Below are 17,948 nucleotides of genomic sequence, written 5' to 3' on the forward strand. Positions count from 1 at the left end.
GGAACCGACGATGCGCCTGAGGCTTCTCTCCGACCTGCACCTGGAACACTTCGACAGCCCACCGGCACTGCCGGAGGCCAGCGCCGATGCGGTGATCCTCGCCGGTGACATTCACGCCGGCATCCAGGGGCTCGGCTGGGCAGCGGAGCGCTTTGCCGGCACCCCCATCCTCTATGTTCCCGGCAACCACGAGTTCTACGGCACGGGCATGCCCGCGCTGCGCCGTGAACTGGCCGCCGTGGCCGCACGGCTCGGCATCCACCTGCTGGACAACCGCACGTTGACCCTGGACGGCGTGCGCTTTCACGGCACCACGCTGTGGACCGACTTCGCCCTCTACGCCGGTCAGCCGGAACACGACCCGGCACTCACCGAGGCCAGGGCACTGGACCTGATGCCGGATTTCCGCATCATCGAGCAGCCGGAGGGGGCGGTGTTCACCCCGGCGGAGAGCCGCCGCCTGCATGCCGAGGCCCTGGCCTGGCTGGAGGCCGAACTGGCCCGGCCGTTCAGCGGCCCGAGGGTGGTGATCAGCCACCATGCGCCCCTGGCCGACTGCATCCCGGGGCGCTACCGTGGCGATGCGCTGTCGCCGGCCTTCGCCTCCCATCTGCCGCAGCTCATGGGCCGCACGGACCTCTGGCTCCATGGCCATGTCCATGAGCCGGTGGACCTCGAGTCCGGCGGCACCCGGGTCATCGCCAACCCCGGCGGCTACCCCGACGAGTTCGTCCCGCCGCTCTTCGCCCCCGACCTGATCATCGAGGTGAACGCCCCATGACGCTGCTCATCGGTGCCTACCTGCTGGCGAGCCTGGCGGCGGTGATCCTCTATGGCATCGACAAGGCCGCGGCGCGGCGAGGCAAGCGGCGCATCCGCGAGTCGACCCTGCACCTCGTCGCCGTCGTCGGCGGCTGGCCGGGCGCCCTGCTGGCCCGGCGCGGTTTTCGCCACAAGACGCGCAAGCAGCCCTTCGGCATGATCCTGTGGGGCTGTGCGGCCCTCAACATTGGCCTGGTGGCGTGGCTTGCCACGGCGGATGCCGCCGCGGGCCTACGCCAGCTGGCGAGCCTCGAGTAGGGCCCTTGTCGGACCATCGCATGACAGATCGGGACGGCATGACACGTCACGGCTTCATCCTGACTCGGCACTGGGAGGACACCCCGCGGGGCACAGAGGTCAGTGTCTGGCTGGCCACCGACGACGGCCCGCTCAGGGTGCGCCTGCCGGTGCAGCCCTCGGTGGCCTTCCTGCCGGCCCAGCAGCGCGCCCGGGCCGAGGCGCTGCTCGCCGGCGAGCCGGGCGTCACGCTGTCTGAGCTCGAGCTGCGCGACTTCCACCGGCGCCCGGTGCTGGGTCTCTATTGCCGTCAGCATCGCCAGCTGATTGCCCTCGAGCGGCGCCTCAACAAGGCCGGCCTGGCGCTGTACGAGGCCGACATTCGCCCGCCGGAGCGCTACCTGATGGAGCGCTTCATCACCGCGCCCGTGGCGGTTAACGGCACGCCGGACGGAGAGGGCGGCCTGGCGGAGGCGCGCCTGCGGCCCGCGACGGACTATCGCCCGCGGCTGCGCACGGTGTCGCTGGATATCGAGACCAGCGCCCGGGGCGAGCTCTATTCGATTGCGCTGGAGGGCTGCGGGGCACGTCAGGTCTACATGCTGGGGCCGCACCCTGGCGAGGACGAGAGCGAGGCGGGCGAGCTCGACTTCGCGCTCGATTACTGCGACTCCCGAGCCGAGCTGCTCACGCGGCTCAATGCCTGGTTCGCCGAGTTCGACCCCGATGCCATCATCGGCTGGAACCTGGTGCAGTTCGACCTGCGCATCCTGCACGAGCATGCCCGCGCGCTCGGCATACCACTGCGGTTGGGGCGGGGTGGCGCCGAGATGGAGTGGCGCCCCCATGGGCACCAGCCCAACCACTTCTTCGTCTCCGCCCCCGGTCGGCTGATCGTCGACGGCATCGAGGCGCTGCGCTCGGCCACCTGGCACTTCCCCTCGTTCAGCCTGGAGAACGTCGCCCGGACGCTGCTTGGTGAGGGCAAGGCGATCGACAATCCCTACCAGCGCCTCGAGGGCATCCTGCGCATGTTCGCCGAAGACAAGCCGGCGCTGGCCCGCTACAACCTCAGGGACTGCGAGCTAGTCACGCGAATCTTCGAGGCGACCGAGCTGCTGGAATTCCTGCTCGAACGGGCCACCGTCACCGGCCTGCCCGCCGATCGCAGCGGCGGCTCGGTGGCGGCCTTCACCCACCTCTACCTGCCCCGGCTGCATCGCCTGGGGCTGGTGGCCCCCAATCTCGGCGAAGGGCAGCCGGACGAGAGCCCCGGCGGCTTCGTCATGGACTCGCGGCCCGGCCTCTACGACTCGGTGCTGGTACTCGACTTCAAGAGCCTCTACCCCTCGATCATCCGCAGCTTCCTGATCGACCCGGCGGGTCTGGTGGAGGGGCTCGCCGACCCCTCGGACGCCGCCTCGGTGCCGGGCTTTCGCGGCGCGCGCTTCTCGCGCAGCCGGCACGCCCTGCCGGCGATCGTGGCCCGGGTATGGGCGGGACGCGAGGCCGCCAAGGGTGCCGGCAACGCGCCGCTCTCCCAGGCGCTGAAGATCATCATGAACAGCTTCTACGGGGTCCTCGGCTCGAAGGGCTGCCGCTTCTTCGATGCGCGGCTTGCCTCGTCGATCACCATGCGCGGCCATGAGGTCATGCGGCGCACCCGGGAGCTGATCGAGGCCGAAGGGGTTACCGTGATCTACGGCGATACCGACTCCACCTTCGTCTGGCTGGGTGGGGTCTTCGATGAGGCCGATGCTACGGAGGTCGGCCGGCGGCTGGTGAACCGGGTCAACGCCTGGTGGCGCGAGCACCTGGCCCGTGAGTACGGCCTCGAGAGCGCCCTGGAGCTGCAGTTCGAGACCCATTACCGGCGCTTCCTGATGCCCACCATCCGAGGCACCGAGGCCGGCAGCAAGAAGCGCTATGCCGGGCTGGTTCGTGATGCCGACGGCGAGGAGCGGATGGTCTTCAAGGGGCTGGAGACAGTGCGCAGCGACTGGACGGAGCTCGCCAAGGAATTCCAGCAGGCGCTCTACCGGCGCATCTTCACCGGTGAACCCTGGCGTGACTACGTGCGCGACTTCGTGCAGGCCTTCATGAAGCGTGCCCGGTCAGGGGAACTCGATGAGCGGCTGGTCTATCGCAAGCGGCTGCGCCGTCGTCTGGGTGACTATCAGCGCAACGTGCCGCCCCACGTGCGCGCTGCCAGGCTGGCCGACGCGGAGAACGACCGCCTGGGCCGGGCGCGCCAGTACCAGAACGGCGGCTGGATCCGCTACGTGATGACAGTGGCCGGCCCCGAACCCCTGGAAGCCCACTCGTCCCCCATCGATACCGACCACTACCTGACCCGCCAGCTGCAGCCGGTGGCCGACGCCATCCTGCCCTTCGTCGGCGACGACTTCGAAAGCCTGATCGACCGCCAGCTGGGGCTGTTCTGAGCCGACAGGCCCGGTCAGGGGAGCGAAGGGGAGTCGGTCATGGCGGCCGCGGGATGGCGCCCGAACTGCAGCTCGGCCAGGTGGCGGTAGAGCGGACTCGATTCGAGAAGGTCCTCGTGGCGGCCGCTGGCCACCAGCCGGCTCTGGTCCAGCACCAGCAGGCGGTCGGCGGCGACCACGGTGGCCAGGCGATGGGCGATCACCAGGCTGGTGCGGCCCACCATCAGCCGGTCCAGGGCCTGCTGCACCAGCCGTTCGCTCTCCGCGTCAAGGGCGCTGGTCGCCTCGTCGAGCAGCAGCACCCGGGGCGCCTTGAGCAGCGCCCGGGCGATGGCCAGGCGCTGGCGCTGTCCGCCGGAGAGCTGCACGCCGCCGGGGCCGAGCGAGGTGTCGAATCCCCGGGGCAGGGCCTCGATGAAGTCCAGGGCATTGGCATCCCCGGCGGCCCTGCGCAGGTCCTCGAGGTTGGCCCTGGGCCAGCCGAAGCGCAGGTTCTCGGCCACGGTGCCGGTGAAGAGTACCGGCTCCTGGGCCACCAGGCCCAGCGCCGAGCGCAGTTCGCGCGGGTCCAGGTCGCGCAGGTCGATGCCGTCCAGTCGCAGGGAGCCCCGGTCCGGGTCATGGAAGCGCAGCAGCAGCGCGAGCAGGGTGCTCTTGCCGGCTCCGGAGGGCCCCACCAGCGCCACCCGCTCGCCCGGGAGGACCCGCAGGTCGAGCGCCTCCAGCGCCGGGGATTCGCGGCCGGGATAGGTGAAGCTCACAGCCTCCAGATGAATCTCGCCGGAGAGCGGCCTGGGCAGCGGTACGGGACGCGCAGGCGCCCGAATCGTCGGTCGTGCCTCCAGCAGTTCCAGCAGGCGCTCGGCGGCCCCGGCGGCGCGCTGAACGTCGCCCGCGACCTCGGCCAGCGTCGCCACGGCGCCCGCCGCCAGCACGGCATAGAAGACGAAGGCCGAGAGCTCGCCGGCGGTCATGCTGCCGGCCAGGACCGCCTGGCCGCCCTGCCAGAGCATCACGCCGACCGCGGCGAAGACCGCCAGCATGGCAATGCCCGTCAGCCAGGCACGCTGGCGAGTGCGGGCCACGGCGGTGGCGAAGGCCTCCTCGACCCGTGCCCCATAGGCCTGGCGATCGTGTGCCTCGTGGGTGAAGGCCTGGACGGTGCGGATGCCGGCCAGGGCCTCGCCGGCATAGCGGCCGAGCTCCGCCACCCGGTCCTGGCTGAAGCGCGAGAGGCGTCGCACCCGGCGTCCGAACCAGAGGATCGGAAGCACGGTGGCGGGGATGCCCAGCAGCACGATGGCCGATAGCCACGGCTGGGTCACCAGCATCAGTGCCACCGACCCGACCAGCATCAGCAGGTTACGCAGCGCCAGTGAGATCGACGAGCCGAACAGGCTCTGCAGCACGCTGGTGTCCGCCGTCAGCCGCGAGGTGATCTCCCCGGCGCCGCCGCTCTCCCCGGCACTGCTCTCGAAGAAGCCGGGCTCGAGCTCGAGCAGGTGGTCGAAGACCCGGCGCCGCAGGTCGGCCGCCAGCCGCTCGCCGATCCAGGTGACCAGGTAGTAGCGCAGCGCCGAGGCCATCGCCAGTACCGCCACCACCCCGAGCATCAGGCCGAGGGCCTGGTTGAGCCGTGCGCGATCCTGCGCCATGAACCCCTGGTCGATGACCAGGCGCAGGCCCTGGCCGAGCAGCAGCACGCTGGCCGCGGCGGCGAGCAGCGCCAGGGCGGCCAGCATCAGGCGCCAGCGATAGGGGTGCAGCAGGGTGAGCAGTCGCAGCAGCACGCGAGGGTCGGGTCGTGAGGTCATGGGGCTCGTCGGCATCGTCGGCAGGTGTTGCCGCGACGATAGCAGCCCGGGGAGGGCGTTGCATGGCGGGGCGGGAGAGGCCGCGATGCGATGCCGCTTGATGCGCCAAACGGGCGCCAGCATAGTGCGGGAAACCCTTCCCGTATGGAGAGCGAGATGGCCGATTCCCTTACCCTGGGCTGCCCCCACTGCGGGGCCATCAACCGCGTCGCCAGGGCGCGCCTCGGCGACGGGCCGAAATGCGGCAAGTGCAAGCAGGCGCTGTTCACCGGCGCGCCGGTGGCGCTGACCGCGGACAATTTCCCCGCCCTGGTGGAGCGCAGCGAGCTGCCGGTGGTGGTGGACTTCTGGGCCAGCTGGTGCGGGCCCTGCAAGATGATGGCGCCGATCTTCGCCGAGGCCGCTCGTGACCTCGAGCCCCGCCTGCGCTTCGCCAAGCTCGATACCGAGGCCGAGCAGGTGCTGGCGGCGCGTTTCGGCATCCGGAGCATTCCCACCCTGATCGTCTTCAGGAACGGCCGGGAAGTCGCCCGCCAGCCGGGATTGCTGCAGGGGCCGCAACTGAGGCAGTGGCTCGGACCGCACCTGGCGTGACGGCCGTCGGTACGCTCTCCAGCAGGGTCAGCTCGGGACCCTGGGGTGTCACCACCACGCAGTTGCGCCCGCTCTCCTTGCCGTCATAGAGGGCCCGGTCGGCGCGCAGCAGGCCTGGGTCGAGGGTCATCTCGCCATCGTCGACACGGCTGATGCCGACCGTGACCGTCAGGTCCAGCACCACGCCCTTGACCTCCAGGGGTTGCCGGCAGACGGCCTGACGCAGTCGTTCGGCGATCTCCCGGGCGGTCAAGAGGTTGGCCAGGGGCAGGGCGATGACGAACTCCTCTCCGCCGTAGCGGCCGATGATGTCGCTCTCGCGCAGTACCGACTGGCAGCGGGCGGCGACCACCGTCAGCGCCAGGTCGCCGATGGCATGGCCATGTATGTCGTTGATGGCCTTGAAGTAGTCGATATCCACCATGCACAGTGACAGGGGGGTACCGTCACGGTGGGCCCTGCGACGCTCCTGTTCGGCCAGTTCGAAGAAGCGCCGGCGGTTGGTGATCCCCGTCAGCTCGTCGGTCCTGGCCATATGACGCAGGCGCTGTTCCAACTGATTGCGCTCCTCGATCTCCTCCTTCAGCCGGCGGTTGATCGCGCGCTCCTCCAGCAGGCTGGCAAACTGGGCGCGTTGCAGCCGGTGGATCCGCGAGACCGTCAGCCAGCAGAGCAGGTTGACGAAGCCCAACAGCAGCAGGCTGTTCGCCAGGACCCCGCCGGGCAGCGGTGACCACACGACCACCAAGATAAGGAAGCCGCCGAGCAGGTAGGCGTTGCTGGCCAGCATCCAGGGCAGCCGGTTGGGTATGAAGAGGTAGAGAGCCATGCTGGCAGTCACGATCGAGGCGAGGCTGGTCACGAGGTCATCAGGCTTCAGGGGGATGGTGAGCAGCACGCCACTGACGGCCAGCAGGCAGACCAGGTTGATCGGCATTGGAGTCTGGGCCAGGGAGGGGCGCCGCCATACCGCCAGGGCCAGCAGCAGGAAGCTTGCGGCGACCGTAGCACGCATGGCCAGCAGCACCAGGAAGGTGGTACTCGATCCCAGCAGGCTGAAATCCGTCAGGCTGAAGGCGAGGAAGAGGACGGTGGCTACCACCAGGGCATGACGCAGCTGGCAGGCGTCGTGGGCCTGCATGGTGCGGCGGAACAGGGCCTCCTTGGCGGAGTCCCGAAACTCGCCACGCCAATCGAGTTCATTGGCATTCCCTGCGTCGGTAGCCATTCGCACTTCCTTGAGGGACGGCGTCCATTTTCATGACAGTCATGACAACGGCCGCCCATTTCCCTTGAGTGGGTCGTCTGATGGAAGTCCTGCCGTGGTGCCTGCTCATACGGCAGCGGTTCCGATGAAGCATGGTGGCAATTTCCGCTTCCCGCCAGCCACCCCGAGAAAGTGTCAGGAAGGTCTCACGGCGTCTGTCTGCGATCGCTTACAGTGCAAGTGTGAGTCACGTACTAGAGGGAACTCAGCGGTTATTCTGCCTTGGCACCCAGCTTCTCCAGGCGGGTGAACCACTTGCGACAGTCGTCCGCATCGAGCGCCTCCACCGAACCGATCAGCGTCTCGCGCACCGGTGCGAAGCCCACGAACCCCAGGATATTGCGTTCCAGCGACTTGACGCTGTGGGCACGATAGAGATGGCGGTAGATCGCGGCGGGCATGCCCATGGTCACCACGACGCGCGCCGAGCGTCCCTTCAGCCCCTTGCGACCCAGGGGATTGCCTTCCTCGTACTCGAAGGCGAAGTGCGGCCGCATCACCTGCTCGAGGAACCCCTTCACCAGCGCCGGCATGTCGCCGAGCCACAGCGGGAAGAACAGCACCAGGTGCTCGCACCAGCGGATGGCGTCCGCTGCCTCGTCGAGCGAGGCGGGCATGCTCTCTTCCATCCAGGCCAGCTGGCTGCGCAGCAGCGGGAAGTCCTGGTCGGCGACCCTCACCGTGCGCACCTCATGCCCCGCCGTCTGCGCGCCCAGGCGGTAGTGCTCGGCCAGGACATGCAGCAGGTGGGGGGCGTTGGCATCGGGGTGGCCCTGAAGGATCAGGATGCGGCGCATGGCGACTCTCCCGCAGTGACATGGGTCAGGGCTTCAGCATAGCGGGAGGTGCGCCCTCCGGGACACGGCACGGTGGTCGAGTGCCGGCCCGTACTCAGCCCTGGCGCTTGAGCTGTTCGCGCAGCTGCCTGGGCACCTGCTTGATGATCAGCCGGTCCTGGTCCTCGTCGTATTCCACGCCGGAGCCGAGCAGGTGGGAATCGAAGCTGATCGACACGCCGCCGGCGCGGCCGGTGAAGCGGCGGAACTGGTTGAGGGTGCGCCGGTCCGGCGGGATCTCCGGGGAGAGGCCATAGTCGGCGTTGCGGATATGGTCGTAGAAGGCCTTCGGCTGCTGCTCGTCGAGGACCTCCGAGAGCACCTCCAGGGTCATCGGCTCGCCGCGGCGGGCCTGGTCGCTGGCGTAGTCGATCAGCGCGTCGGTCTTTTCGCGGCTGGCCTCCTCGGGCAGGTCCTCCCGCTCGACGTAGTCGCTGAAGGCCTTGAGGAGGGTGCGGGTCTCGCCGCTGGCATCCACGCCCTCCTCGGCGCCGAGCAGGGTGGCGAAACCCTCGGCGAGCTTCTTGCCGCCGCGGTCGCGGGTCCAGGAGAGGTACTGCTTCGAGGCTCCGGCCTGCCACTGGTTGAGGTTGAGGCGTGCCGCCAGGGTCATCTGCGCCAGATTAAGCTGGCGCACAGGCACCACGGCGAGGTTGGCGTCGATGCCGAAGCCCTCTCGATGGTGCAGCAGCGCAAGGCTCAGGTAGCGGGTGTCGCCGACCTGGTGGTCGAGCACCAGCAGGTCCCCGGAGAGCGATAGGTGGGCGCCGACCAGTTCCGCGATGCGCTGGGCCAGGTCGCGTGAGAAGTGGGCGAAGTCTCGGCCCCCGTCGAGGTAGTCGGCCAGCTCGCTGGCGAAGGGCGAGCTCACCTCGCCCTCGGGCGTCGTCTCGGCGAAGTGGCCCCAGGCCTTGGGCTTGGCGTTGAAGGCATCGTTGAAGCCTGCCAGCAGGTCGTCCAGGGCCGGGGAGGAGGGCAGCTCCGCCGTGGCGGGCACCAGGCGCATCGGCGCCTCGCCGGCGGCCTTGTCGATGCGATGGATGATGCTGTGCAGGATCGGCATGGGAACTCCGCGGTGAGGTGGCGAGGTGGGCGATGATACCCGCCCCGGGCGCGCCTCGATAGCCGCCCTCGAGGCCCGGGACAGGTCGGCGTGCGTGGTATCGCAGCACGGGACTATGCTGATGCGAGGGGACGTCGCCGGCACCGCGCCTGTGCCCTGGCCGGACCCCGTCCTGCCGCGTGCCCCGGCATGAAGGTGCCCACCTACATCCACGCCGGAGGCGGCTTCGCATGCGAATCGTGGTAGCCCTGGGCGGCAATGCCCTGTTACGGCGTGGCGAGCCCATGACCATCGACAACCAGCGCCACAACGTGCGGCGCGCGGCGGTCGCCCTGGCCGACCTCGCCGGTAGCCACCAGCTGGTGGTGACCCATGGCAACGGTCCCCAGGTAGGCCTGCTGTCCCTCCAGGCGCAAGCCTACGCCGAGGTGGCCGCTTATCCGCTGGACGTGATGGACGCCGCGACCGAGGGCATCATCGGCTACCTGATCGAGGCCGAGCTGCTCAACGCGATGCCGCCCGGCGCCAGCTGCGCCAGCCTGCTGACCCGGGTCGAGGTGGATGCCGACGACACCGCCTTTCTGACCCCGTCGAAGCTCATTGGCCCCGGCTACGACCGCGACACCATGCACCGGCTCAAGGCCGAGAAGGGCTGGGCCTTCGTCGAGGAGGCCACCGGCCACTGGCGACGCGCGGTCGCCTCGCCCCTGCCGCGGCGTATCCTGCCCATCGACATCATCGGCCGTCTGGTAGACGCCGGGGTGGTGGTGATCTGTGCCGGGGGTGGCGGCATTCCCACCGTGCGCGGGGCCGGCGGACGCCTGGAGGGCGTGGAGGCGGTCATCGACAAGGATCATGCCGCCGGGCTGCTGGCGGCGCGGCTGGACGCCGATGCCCTGCTGCTGCTGACCGACGTGGCGGCGGTCTACGATGGCTGGGGTGGCCCGGCGCCCCGGCCGTTGGGCCGAGTCACGCCGGGCGACCTGGCCAGCCGGACCTTCGCGCCGGGCTCCATGGGCCCCAAGGTGGCGGCCGCCTGTGAGTTCGTCCTGGCCCGGGGTGGCGTCGCCGGTATCGGGGCGCTGGAGGACGCCGGCCGTATTCTCGATGGCCAGGCCGGGACCCTGATCAGCGCGTGAGGGGTCAGGGCTTCAGGCGGTAGCCGCTGCGGAAGATCCAGCCCACCACCGCGAGCGCCGCGGCCAGGAACAGCAGGATCATGCCCAGGCTGACCAGCGGGCTGACATCGCTGATGCCGTAGAAGCTCCAGCGGAAGCCGCTGATCAGGTAGACCACCGGGTTGGCCAGGGTCACCGCCTGCCAGAAGGGCGGCAGCATGTCGATGGAGTAGAAGGTGCCGCCCAGGAAGGTCAGGGGGGTGATCACCAGCAGCGGCACCAGTTGCAGCTTCTCGAAGCCGTCGGCCCAGATGCCGATGATGAAGCCGAGCAGGCTGAAGGTCAGCGCGGTAAGCACCAGGAACACCACCATCATCAGCGGATGGTCGATGGAGTAGGGCACGAAGAGCCGCGCCGTGACCAGCACGATGGCGCCGAGGATCAGCGACTTGGTCGCCGCCGCGCCTACATAGCCCAGCACCACCTCGACATAGGACATCGGCGCCGAGAGGATCTCGTAGATCGAGCCCGAGAAGCGCGGGAAGAAGATGCCGAAGGAGGCGTTGGAGACGCTCTGGGTGAGCAGCATCAGCATGATCAGGCCCGGCACGATGAAGGCGCCATAGCTGATGCCATCCACCTCACTGATCCGCGTGCCGATGGCCGCGCCGAACACCACGAAGTAGAGCGAGGTAGAGATCACCGGCGAGACGATACTCTGCAGCACGGTGCGCAGGCTGCGCGCCATCTCGGCGAGATAGAGGGTCTTGACGGATTGCAGGTTGAAACGCTTCATGCTCAGTGTCGCTCCTGGACCAGGCTGACGAAGATGTCCTCCAGCGAACTCTGGCGGGTGTGCAGGTCCTTGACCCGCAGCCCCACTGCCTCGAGGTCGGCCAGCAGTCCCGAGATCGTCGAGCCCCCCCGCTGACTGGCGGCATCGTAGCTGTAGACCAGCGCATGGCCCTCGTTGGCGAGTGCCAGGCCGTGGCCCGCCAGCGACTCCGGCACCGCCTGCAGCGGCTCCTGCAGGTGCAGGGTCAGCTCCTTGCTGCCGAGCTTGCGCATCAGCGCGTGGGTGTTCTCCACTAGCACGATCTCCCCGCGGCGGATTACCCCGATGCGGTCGGCCATCTCCTCGGCCTCCTCGATGTAGTGGGTGGTGAGGATGATGGTCACCCCCTGGTCGCGCAGCCCGCGCACCACCTCCCACATCTCGCGGCGCAGTTCCACGTCCACGCCCGCGGTGGGCTCGTCCAGGAACAGCACCTGGGGCTCGTGGGAGAGCGCCTTGGCGATGAGCACCCGGCGCTTCATGCCACCGGAGAGCTCCAGCAGCCGGCTGTTGCGCTTCTCCCACAGCGTCAGTGAGCGCAGTACCTTCTCGATGTGCGCCGGGTCCTGCGGCTTGCCGAACAGCCCGCGGCTGAAGCTCACCGTGTCCCACACCGTGGTGAAGGCCTCGTTGGTCAGCTCCTGGGGTACCAGGCCGATCAACGCCCGTGCGGCGCGGTAGTCGCCGACGTTGTCGTGACCATCCACCAGGACTCGGCCGCTGCTGGCGTTGACCAGGCCGCAGATCACGCTGATCAGGGTCGTCTTGCCCGCGCCGTTGGGGCCGAGCAGGGCGAAGATCTCGCCCCGCTGGATCGTGAGGTCGACATCCGCCAGCGCCTTGAAGCCATCGGCGAAGGTCTTCGAGAGCCCCTCGACCTGGATCATAGGCGCATCACTCAAGGGTGATGTCCCCGTCGAAGTCGAGCGCCAGGTTCAAGCCATCCACCTCCACGGTCACCCGTGCCGGCAGCCTCTCGTTGCCCTTGAGGTGTCCTTCGGCGAGCCCTCGCTGCACGGCCTTCTCGATCTCCTGCTGGGTAGTGACGCCCACCGTCTTCAGCAGCTTGCGGATGCTCTGTTGAAAGGCCTCGTCGTTCATTCTCTGCTTCTCCTGTGGTGATCGCTGATGCCCTCCATCCTAGCGCGACTGGCCGGATGATACAGGGGTTGTACAAGAAAAAGCCGTGCATGGCGGCCATGCACGGCGTCGATCCCGGCGAGTCAGGAGATCAGCTGCGCTCGGTGACCTCCAGCAGGTGGTAACCGAACTGGGTCTTTACTGGGCCCTGCACCTTGCCCACTTCCCCCTCGAAGACCGCCTTGTCGAACTCCGGCACCATCTGGCCCGGGCCGAAGGTGCCGAGCTCGCCGCCCTGCTTGCCGGACGGGCAGGAGGAGTGCTCGCGGGCGACCTCGGCGAAGTCGCGACCGCCCTCGATCTCGGCCTTGAGTTCGTTACACTTCGCTTCGCTGTCCACCAGGATATGACGTGCGCTTGCCTGAACCATGTTGCTCTCCTCGATGATCGGCAGGGATGCCGGTTGATGTGCCCCCGAGCATATCACGCCACTTTCCGGTTTTCGTGGGAGCCCCCAGGCATGACACCCAGCGGATCTTTGTGGGCGCGCTGCTGGCAGCGCGAATCTCTCCGCCACGGGCGATTGGCGCCTCCCGACGCCGCGGCGTAGCATTGCCCCCACGATTCTCATCGCAAGGAACCGCGACCCCCCCATGTTCGAGCAGACCTTCAAGAACATCGAGGACGTGCTGTGGAAGGAGGCCGGCTGCGCCACCGAGCTGGACTACACCGAGCAGACCTCCTGGCTGCTCTTCCTCAATCACCGGGATTATCTCTTGCAGCGCCGCGTCGCTTACGCCAATTTTGGTGAACTGAAGCAGTCCCTGCTGCAGAACGCCTTCTCCGGCGAGCTGACGGTCAGGGAGGCCGAGGCAGCGGTGGAGGAGGCGACGGCATGAGCACCGAGAGCCAGGCACCCATCGTCATCTACCAGGAGGCAGACCAGGCGGTCGAGGTGCGGCTGGATGCCGAGCGAGATACCGTCTGGCTGACGCAGCGGCAGATGGGCGAAGTCTTCGATACGACGCCCGAGAACGTCCTGATGCACCTGAAAAACATATATGCGGACAAGGAGTTGGAAGAACCGGCAACTGCTAAGGATTTCTTAGTAGTTCGAACGGAAGGTAAGCGACAGGTGCGCCGCAAGCTTCAGCACTACAACCTCGATGCCATCATCTCGGTGGGCTATCGCGTCAACTCCCGGTGCGCAGTGCAGTTCCGCCAATGGGCCACCCGGGTGCTGCGCGAGCACCTCTCCCAGGGCTGGACGCTGAACCGCCAGCGCTTCGAGGAGAACGCCCGCGAGCTGGAGGCCGCCATGGCCCTGGTGCGCAAGACCGCCGGCAGCCCGGCGCTGGATGCCACGAGCGGACGGGGCTTGGTGGATATTGTCACCCGCTATGCCCAGACCTTCCTGCTGCTGCAGCGCTACGACGAGGGCCTGCTCACCGAGCCTCGCGCCGAGGCTGGTGGCCGGCTGCCGACCCTGGAAGAGGCCCGCACGGCGCTGGCTTCGCTGAAGGCAGAGCTGATCGCCAAGGGCGAGGCCACAGACCTGTTCGCCCGCGAGCGTGGCGACGGCCTCGATTCGCTGCTCGGCAACCTGGACCAGACGATCTTCGGCGAGCCGGCCTATCCCTCGGTGGAGGCCAAGGCCGCGCACCTGCTCTACTTTGTGGTCAAGAACCACCCCTTCGCCGATGGCAACAAGCGCAGCGCGGCCTACCTCTTCGTCGACTTCCTCTACCGCAACGATCGCCTGCTCAATGCCTATGGCGAGGTGGTGGTCAACGACGTGGGCCTCGCCGCCCTGACGCTGCTGATCGCCGAGTCAGACCCGGCCAACAAGGAGATCATGGTCCGGCTGATCATGAACATGCTGGCCAGCTCTGAAGCTCGGGTTTCAGGCGAGGCTGTATGACTGAATACTTCCTGCTCGATGTCTTCACAGACCGAGCCTTTGCTGGCAACCCGCTGGCGGTTTTCCCCCACGAAAGCGAACTGGACACCGGCACCATGCAGGCCATCGCCAACGAGCTGAACCTCTCCGAGACGGTGTTCGTTGGTGAGGCAACCGACCAGCATCGTTATCCCATCCGCATCTTCACGCCCACCGCGGAACTGCCCTTCGCTGGCCATCCGACGGTAGGCACTGCCCACCTGCTGGTGGAGCTGGGCATGGCAGAGCCTGACCATCCTCTGGTTCTCGAGGCCGGCATCGGCCCCCTGGTCTTGGAGATCGAGCACGAACTGGCCCGTTTTACCACGGCAGAGGCGGTCAGCATTCTGGCCAGCACCTTGAACCAGGCCGCCGCCGCTGAGCTGCTGGGGCTGGAGGCAAACCCGAGCCGGTGCTTGCCTCCTGCGGGGTGCCCTATCACCTGGTCGAGCTCGATTCGTTGGAAGCCCTCGAGAGGGCACGGCCATCGCCGAGTGCCTGGACGGAATGGGTGTCACCCAGCGGCCAGGATCAGATCTATCTCTATGTGGCCGGTAATCAGGCTGATGCAACAGAAATCGTGAGAGCCAGGATGTTGTCCACCCAGGGTGGTGTGCGCGAAGACCCGGCGACCGGCAGTGCTGCCGCGGCCCTGACGGGGCATCTGGCGCAGAAGAAGGGAGTTGGTCGATGGCACTGGCGGATCGAACAGGGTATCGAGATGGGTCGCCCAAGCCGCATCCTTGCCGAGGTTGAGCGCACCGAAGACGACCTTGCGATCCGCATTGCGGGACAGGCAGTGATCGTGGGAAGAGGAACGTTGCACCTGCCAGGCTGACTGCCTAATTACCGGAGGCCCCATGAAGCCCTTCTCCATCCTGCTGATCCGGCTGCTGGGTCTCTATCTCTTCCTGAACACGCTGTTCTCGTTGCTGCCGGCGCTGCTCGGCCCAAATGTCGGCGAGCGCTGGTACGGTGAACTGCTGCCGGTGCTGGTTGCCACGGTGGCGGTGCCGATGGTGGGCGGGGTGCTGCTCTGGTGCTTCGCCGGCCGGCTGGCTGGCAAGCTGCATGGTGAGGTAGAGGAGGCAGGGCGGGTCAAGGATGACGACCTGGTGCGTGCCGGCACCTTCCTGATCGGTTTCACCCTGGTGGTGCGCCACGTCGGCATGCTGGTGGCGGCCTACTCGGCTGCAGGCGCCGTCGCCTACGACGCCCTTTTCGTGGTGGCGGCGGGCCTTGGCATGATGCTTGGCGGTGGGACTCTTCTGGCGCTGTATCGCCGGATCAAGTATCTGGGGCTGGATCGGTAGGCCGCCATAATAGGTGGCCGCAGGTTGAATCAGATGCCGGTCATCAGGAAGTCGATAGCGGCCATGATCCGGTCGCGATTCATGCCAAGGTCATGCACGGCTCTGCCGAGACGCTTCCTTTCAATTCCGGCGAGTTCCTGCGTCAAGGCGATGTAGCGTTCACCATCGATCTCGATGATGGGATTCAGGTAGGTCATTCGCACGCTTTCGGCTTGAGTGGCAGGGCAGAGTGGTACGACAACAGTCGTGCATAGCTCTTCGAGCAGGTCGCTCTGGATATCAAGCAGGTAGGGATAGCGTTCGCGCGAGGCCGGGTTTCTGTTTTCGTAGGCGTTGAACTGGGCCATCAGAACTGCCGTTCGCCATCACCGAAGGTGCCGTGCTCCTCCACGGTGCGATTGTAGGCTCGGATGGCAGCTACATTTTCCCGCCGCCACTGCTCCTGCTGCGCGGTACGCACCCGCTCGGTCAGTGCGCTCTCGAAGGTGGCAGAGAGGTTGATCCCCAGGCGCCTCGCGCGTTGGAGCAGGTCGCTGTTGATGCTGACATTGGTGGGTTTCTTGGGTGCTGTGACATCGAAGAGTGGCGACATGGTGCAGTCTCCCGTTGCGAAGGGATATGCGTATAGCGTATGCGCACTAATGCTTCACAACAAGGGAGTCCCACGCAGCGGGCGTCGGTCGGGCCGAGAGCTGCCGTATCAGCCGCCGGAGCCGAGGGTCAGCCGCAGGGCCTGCAGGCTGTCGAGCTCCAGGCGGGTCTCGTCGGAGAACACCGGATGGCCGATGACGCGGATGTCGAGGCTCGCCTCGGCGCCGCCGTAGGTCACCTCGGCGCTGACACGGCTGTCGCTGGCCAGGGGCGCCATGGGCGCGAAGTCGACGCGCCTGACCTCCACGGCGGTGAGGCCGAGGTCGTCGAGGCGCTGGTCGAGGGCGCGCTTGACCTCCACGTCGTAGTAGAAGTAGAGCCCGCCATAGGCCAGGCCGGCCAGCGCGGCGAGGTAGAGCATGAAGCGGACCATGGCCGTCTCCTTGGTGACATTCCGGGTGGGGTTCCTTAGCGTCCGCGTTTATACCACAGCCGCAGGACTATCGGGGCCGCCAGGCCCCTTCGCGGATCACCGGGCAGCCGGCCACCTCGCGGTTGTAGAGGTAGAGCCAGGCGGGGCCGAAGGCGGTGGCCTGGATGACGCGCTCGTAGTCGCCATGCTTCGGCGTCCGCACCCGATAGTCCTCGAGCCGATCCAGCCCGGCCAGCAGCCGAGCGCTGACCTCGAACACCTCCACCTCGATGCCCCGCGAGGCCTCGGGCTTGGCCGCGGGATAGGGCCCGAGGTCGTAGAGGGTCGCCGAGGTGAGGACGTCCGCCCCCAGGAAGTGGGCGCCTTCCAGCCAGTGGTGGTTGCGCAGCCCGCGCTTCAGGGTGCCGTAGACGGCGACCAGGGGCGTGCGGGTGATGGCGAGGGCGGGAGTGTGCATGCGGGCCGGCTCCGGAATGCTGTCATGTGCCTGTCGGGAGGATACCCTCGGCCCCTGGCTCGATGCCATGCCGTCGCCGTTGTTCGCCCGGGGCGTCCCGGGCATGCCAGTGCCATACTGCCATCAGCGTCGTCGCTGGGCCCGGAGGACCTTCCCATGAGCAACATGATCAAGGATGCGACCCCGTCATCCTCGCTGGACTGCCCCGTGGTCGAGGGGCGGCGAGAACTGCAGCATGTGTCATCGCGCCGCGCCGAGGTCGGCGGCATCCCGATCCACCGGGTACTGCCGTCGCGGCAACGGCGCCTGGTGGGCGGCTGGTGCTTCCTCGACCACGCTGGGCCGGTGGTGTTCAAGGGCGAAAGCCGCGGCATGCGCGTGGGGCCGCATCCGCATATCGGCCTGCAGACCTTTACCTGGATGATCGCGGGGCGTGTGCTGCATCGCGACAGCCTGGGTAGCGAGCAGGTGATCCGCCCGGGGCAGGTCAACCTGATGACGGCGGGGCGCGGCATCAGCCATACCGAGGAGTCGTTGCTGGAGGATCCGCAACTGCATGCCGCCCAGCTGTGGATCGCGCTGCCCTTCGCCCAGCGTCACACGACGCCGCGCTTCGACCATTACCCCGAGTTGCCGGTGTGGCGTGACCAGGGCGTGGCCTTGACCCTGCTGGTCGGGGAGTTCGCCGGGCGCCGGGCCCCCACGCTGTCCTTCTCGCCGCTGGTGGGGCTGGACCTCGCCGCCGAGGCGGCGGCCACCCTGCGATTGGGGCTGCGCCACGCGTTCGAATATGCCGTGCTGCCATTGGAAGGGGAGGTGACGCTGGACGGCGAGACGTTCGCCGCCGACGAGCTGGCCTACCTGGGGCGTGGACGGGAGACGCTGGAGCTGACGCTGCCGACGGGCGCCAGGGCGCTGCTGCTGGGTGGCGAACCGCTCGGCGAGGAGGTGGTGATCTGGTGGAACTTCGTCGGCCACAGCAGGGCCGAGATCGCCGAGGCCCAGCGCGAATGGGAAGCCGGCGGCGAGCGCTTCGGCAGCGTCCCCGAGTATGACGGCGAGCGGCTGATGCCGCCGCCGATTCCCTGGAAGGTCTAGCCTGCCG

The 17,948-nt window shown here is 67.8% G+C and carries 22 protein-coding genes and 1 pseudogene; 11 read left to right on the forward strand and 12 right to left on the reverse strand.

Annotated features, from left to right (window positions below):
* The first annotated feature begins 10 nt into the window (after positions 1-10).
* The 3 genes from QLQ86_RS04365 to QLQ86_RS04375 are packed head-to-tail and all read left to right on the forward strand — an operon-like array spanning position 11 to position 3,503.
* Positions 11-781 carry a metallophosphoesterase gene (locus QLQ86_RS04365; RefSeq protein WP_282736235.1) on the forward strand — a complete coding sequence of 257 codons (771 nt, stop codon included), beginning with the start codon at positions 11-13 and terminating at the stop codon, positions 779-781.
* Positions 778-1,080: a DUF1294 domain-containing protein gene (locus tag QLQ86_RS04370; RefSeq protein ID WP_282816011.1), complete on the forward strand. Its 303-nt coding sequence runs from the start codon at positions 778-780 to the stop codon at positions 1,078-1,080. The genes QLQ86_RS04365 and QLQ86_RS04370 overlap by 4 nt, the downstream gene beginning before the upstream one ends.
* Positions 1,081-1,100: 20 nt before the next feature.
* Positions 1,101-3,503 (forward strand): DNA polymerase II, encoded by a 2,403-nt coding sequence (locus tag QLQ86_RS04375; RefSeq protein WP_282816012.1) that lies wholly within the window; start codon positions 1,101-1,103, stop codon positions 3,501-3,503.
* Positions 3,504-3,517: 14 nt separating this feature from the next.
* Here the strand turns inward: QLQ86_RS04375 and QLQ86_RS04380 are convergent, their stop codons facing one another.
* The gene (locus QLQ86_RS04380; protein WP_282816013.1) at positions 3,518-5,317 is read right to left on the reverse strand and encodes an ABC transporter transmembrane domain-containing protein; all 1,800 of its coding nucleotides are present in this window, start codon (positions 5,315-5,317) and stop codon (positions 3,518-3,520) included.
* 156 nt (positions 5,318-5,473) lie between these two features.
* Here QLQ86_RS04380 and trxC point away from each other — a divergent pair, with 156 nt between their 5' ends.
* The gene (gene trxC / locus QLQ86_RS04385) at positions 5,474-5,911 is read left to right on the forward strand and encodes a thioredoxin TrxC (RefSeq protein WP_282816014.1); all 438 of its coding nucleotides are present in this window, start codon (positions 5,474-5,476) and stop codon (positions 5,909-5,911) included.
* Here trxC and QLQ86_RS04390 read toward each other — a convergent pair.
* From QLQ86_RS04390 to yejK, 3 genes are all read right to left on the reverse strand, one after another.
* Entirely contained in the window at positions 5,826-7,139 is a 1,314-nt protein-coding gene (locus tag QLQ86_RS04390) for a GGDEF domain-containing protein (protein ID WP_282816015.1), read from the reverse strand. The two genes, trxC and QLQ86_RS04390, sit on opposite strands and share 86 nt — an antisense overlap.
* Positions 7,140-7,390: 251 nt before the next feature.
* Positions 7,391-7,975, reverse strand: coding sequence for an NAD(P)H-dependent oxidoreductase (locus QLQ86_RS04395; protein WP_282816016.1), 585 nt, complete (start codon positions 7,973-7,975; stop codon positions 7,391-7,393).
* A gap of 94 nt (positions 7,976-8,069) precedes the next feature.
* The gene (gene yejK / locus QLQ86_RS04400) at positions 8,070-9,077 is read right to left on the reverse strand and encodes a nucleoid-associated protein YejK (RefSeq protein WP_282816017.1); all 1,008 of its coding nucleotides are present in this window, start codon (positions 9,075-9,077) and stop codon (positions 8,070-8,072) included.
* A gap of 230 nt (positions 9,078-9,307) precedes the next feature.
* Here yejK and QLQ86_RS04405 point away from each other — a divergent pair, with 230 nt between their 5' ends.
* A complete protein-coding gene (locus tag QLQ86_RS04405) occupies positions 9,308-10,216 on the forward strand; it encodes a carbamate kinase (protein ID WP_282816018.1) in 909 nt (302 codons plus the stop codon).
* 4 nt (positions 10,217-10,220) lie between these two features.
* On the opposite strand, the gene QLQ86_RS04410 is transcribed toward QLQ86_RS04405, so the two are convergent.
* The 4 genes from QLQ86_RS04410 to QLQ86_RS04425 form a co-directional block, all read right to left on the reverse strand.
* Positions 10,221-10,991: an ABC transporter permease gene (locus tag QLQ86_RS04410; protein ID WP_282736244.1), complete on the reverse strand. Its 771-nt coding sequence runs from the start codon at positions 10,989-10,991 to the stop codon at positions 10,221-10,223.
* A gap of 2 nt (positions 10,992-10,993) precedes the next feature.
* The gene (locus QLQ86_RS04415; protein WP_282816126.1) at positions 10,994-11,917 is read right to left on the reverse strand and encodes an ABC transporter ATP-binding protein; all 924 of its coding nucleotides are present in this window, start codon (positions 11,915-11,917) and stop codon (positions 10,994-10,996) included.
* Between the two features lie 7 nt (positions 11,918-11,924).
* Positions 11,925-12,131 (reverse strand): DUF6494 family protein, encoded by a 207-nt coding sequence (locus tag QLQ86_RS04420; RefSeq protein ID WP_282736245.1) that lies wholly within the window; start codon positions 12,129-12,131, stop codon positions 11,925-11,927.
* Positions 12,132-12,261: 130 nt separating this feature from the next.
* Positions 12,262-12,540: a peptidylprolyl isomerase gene (locus QLQ86_RS04425; RefSeq protein ID WP_282816019.1), complete on the reverse strand. Its 279-nt coding sequence runs from the start codon at positions 12,538-12,540 to the stop codon at positions 12,262-12,264.
* Between the two features lie 223 nt (positions 12,541-12,763).
* Between QLQ86_RS04425 and QLQ86_RS04430 the strand changes: the two genes are divergently transcribed.
* From QLQ86_RS04430 to QLQ86_RS04450, 5 genes and pseudogenes are all read left to right on the forward strand, one after another.
* Positions 12,764-13,009: a hypothetical protein gene (locus QLQ86_RS04430; RefSeq protein WP_282736246.1), complete on the forward strand. Its 246-nt coding sequence runs from the start codon at positions 12,764-12,766 to the stop codon at positions 13,007-13,009.
* Positions 13,006-14,031, forward strand: a complete 1,026-nt coding sequence (gene rhuM / locus QLQ86_RS04435) for a RhuM family protein (RefSeq protein ID WP_282816020.1) — start codon at positions 13,006-13,008, stop codon at positions 14,029-14,031. Before QLQ86_RS04430 ends, rhuM begins: the two co-directional genes overlap by 4 nt.
* Positions 14,028-14,384 (forward strand): annotated as a pseudogene (locus tag QLQ86_RS04440) (PhzF family phenazine biosynthesis protein); the annotation flags it as partial. The gene rhuM and the pseudogene QLQ86_RS04440, both read left to right, overlap by 4 nt.
* A gap of 95 nt (positions 14,385-14,479) precedes the next feature.
* Complete coding sequence (locus tag QLQ86_RS04445; RefSeq protein WP_282736248.1) at positions 14,480-14,887, forward strand: PhzF family phenazine biosynthesis protein; 408 nt, start codon at positions 14,480-14,482, stop codon at positions 14,885-14,887.
* A gap of 22 nt (positions 14,888-14,909) precedes the next feature.
* Positions 14,910-15,362 (forward strand): hypothetical protein, encoded by a 453-nt coding sequence (locus tag QLQ86_RS04450; protein WP_282736249.1) that lies wholly within the window; start codon positions 14,910-14,912, stop codon positions 15,360-15,362.
* Between the two features lie 29 nt (positions 15,363-15,391).
* Here the strand turns inward: QLQ86_RS04450 and QLQ86_RS04455 are convergent, their stop codons facing one another.
* The 4 genes from QLQ86_RS04455 to QLQ86_RS04470 all read right to left on the reverse strand — a co-directional run bounded on the left by QLQ86_RS04455 (position 15,392) and on the right by QLQ86_RS04470 (position 16,843).
* Positions 15,392-15,709 carry a CcdB family protein gene (locus tag QLQ86_RS04455; protein ID WP_282736250.1) on the reverse strand — a complete coding sequence of 106 codons (318 nt, stop codon included), beginning with the start codon at positions 15,707-15,709 and terminating at the stop codon, positions 15,392-15,394.
* Positions 15,709-15,954 (reverse strand): type II toxin-antitoxin system CcdA family antitoxin, encoded by a 246-nt coding sequence (locus QLQ86_RS04460; RefSeq protein WP_282736251.1) that lies wholly within the window; start codon positions 15,952-15,954, stop codon positions 15,709-15,711. The genes QLQ86_RS04455 and QLQ86_RS04460 overlap by 1 nt, the downstream gene beginning before the upstream one ends.
* Positions 15,955-16,062: 108 nt before the next feature.
* Complete coding sequence (locus tag QLQ86_RS04465) at positions 16,063-16,386, reverse strand: hypothetical protein (protein WP_282736252.1); 324 nt, start codon at positions 16,384-16,386, stop codon at positions 16,063-16,065.
* A gap of 67 nt (positions 16,387-16,453) precedes the next feature.
* A complete protein-coding gene (locus QLQ86_RS04470; protein WP_282736253.1) occupies positions 16,454-16,843 on the reverse strand; it encodes a gamma-glutamylcyclotransferase family protein in 390 nt (129 codons plus the stop codon).
* A 156-nt stretch (positions 16,844-16,999) separates the two neighbouring features.
* Between QLQ86_RS04470 and QLQ86_RS04475 the strand changes: the two genes are divergently transcribed.
* Positions 17,000-17,941, forward strand: coding sequence for a pirin family protein (locus tag QLQ86_RS04475; protein WP_282816021.1), 942 nt, complete (start codon positions 17,000-17,002; stop codon positions 17,939-17,941).
* Positions 17,942-17,948 lie beyond the last annotated feature (7 nt).

Source organism: Halomonas rhizosphaerae (assembly GCF_030012485.1).
In the GTDB taxonomy this organism is placed as follows: domain Bacteria; phylum Pseudomonadota; class Gammaproteobacteria; order Pseudomonadales; family Halomonadaceae; genus Halomonas; species Halomonas rhizosphaerae.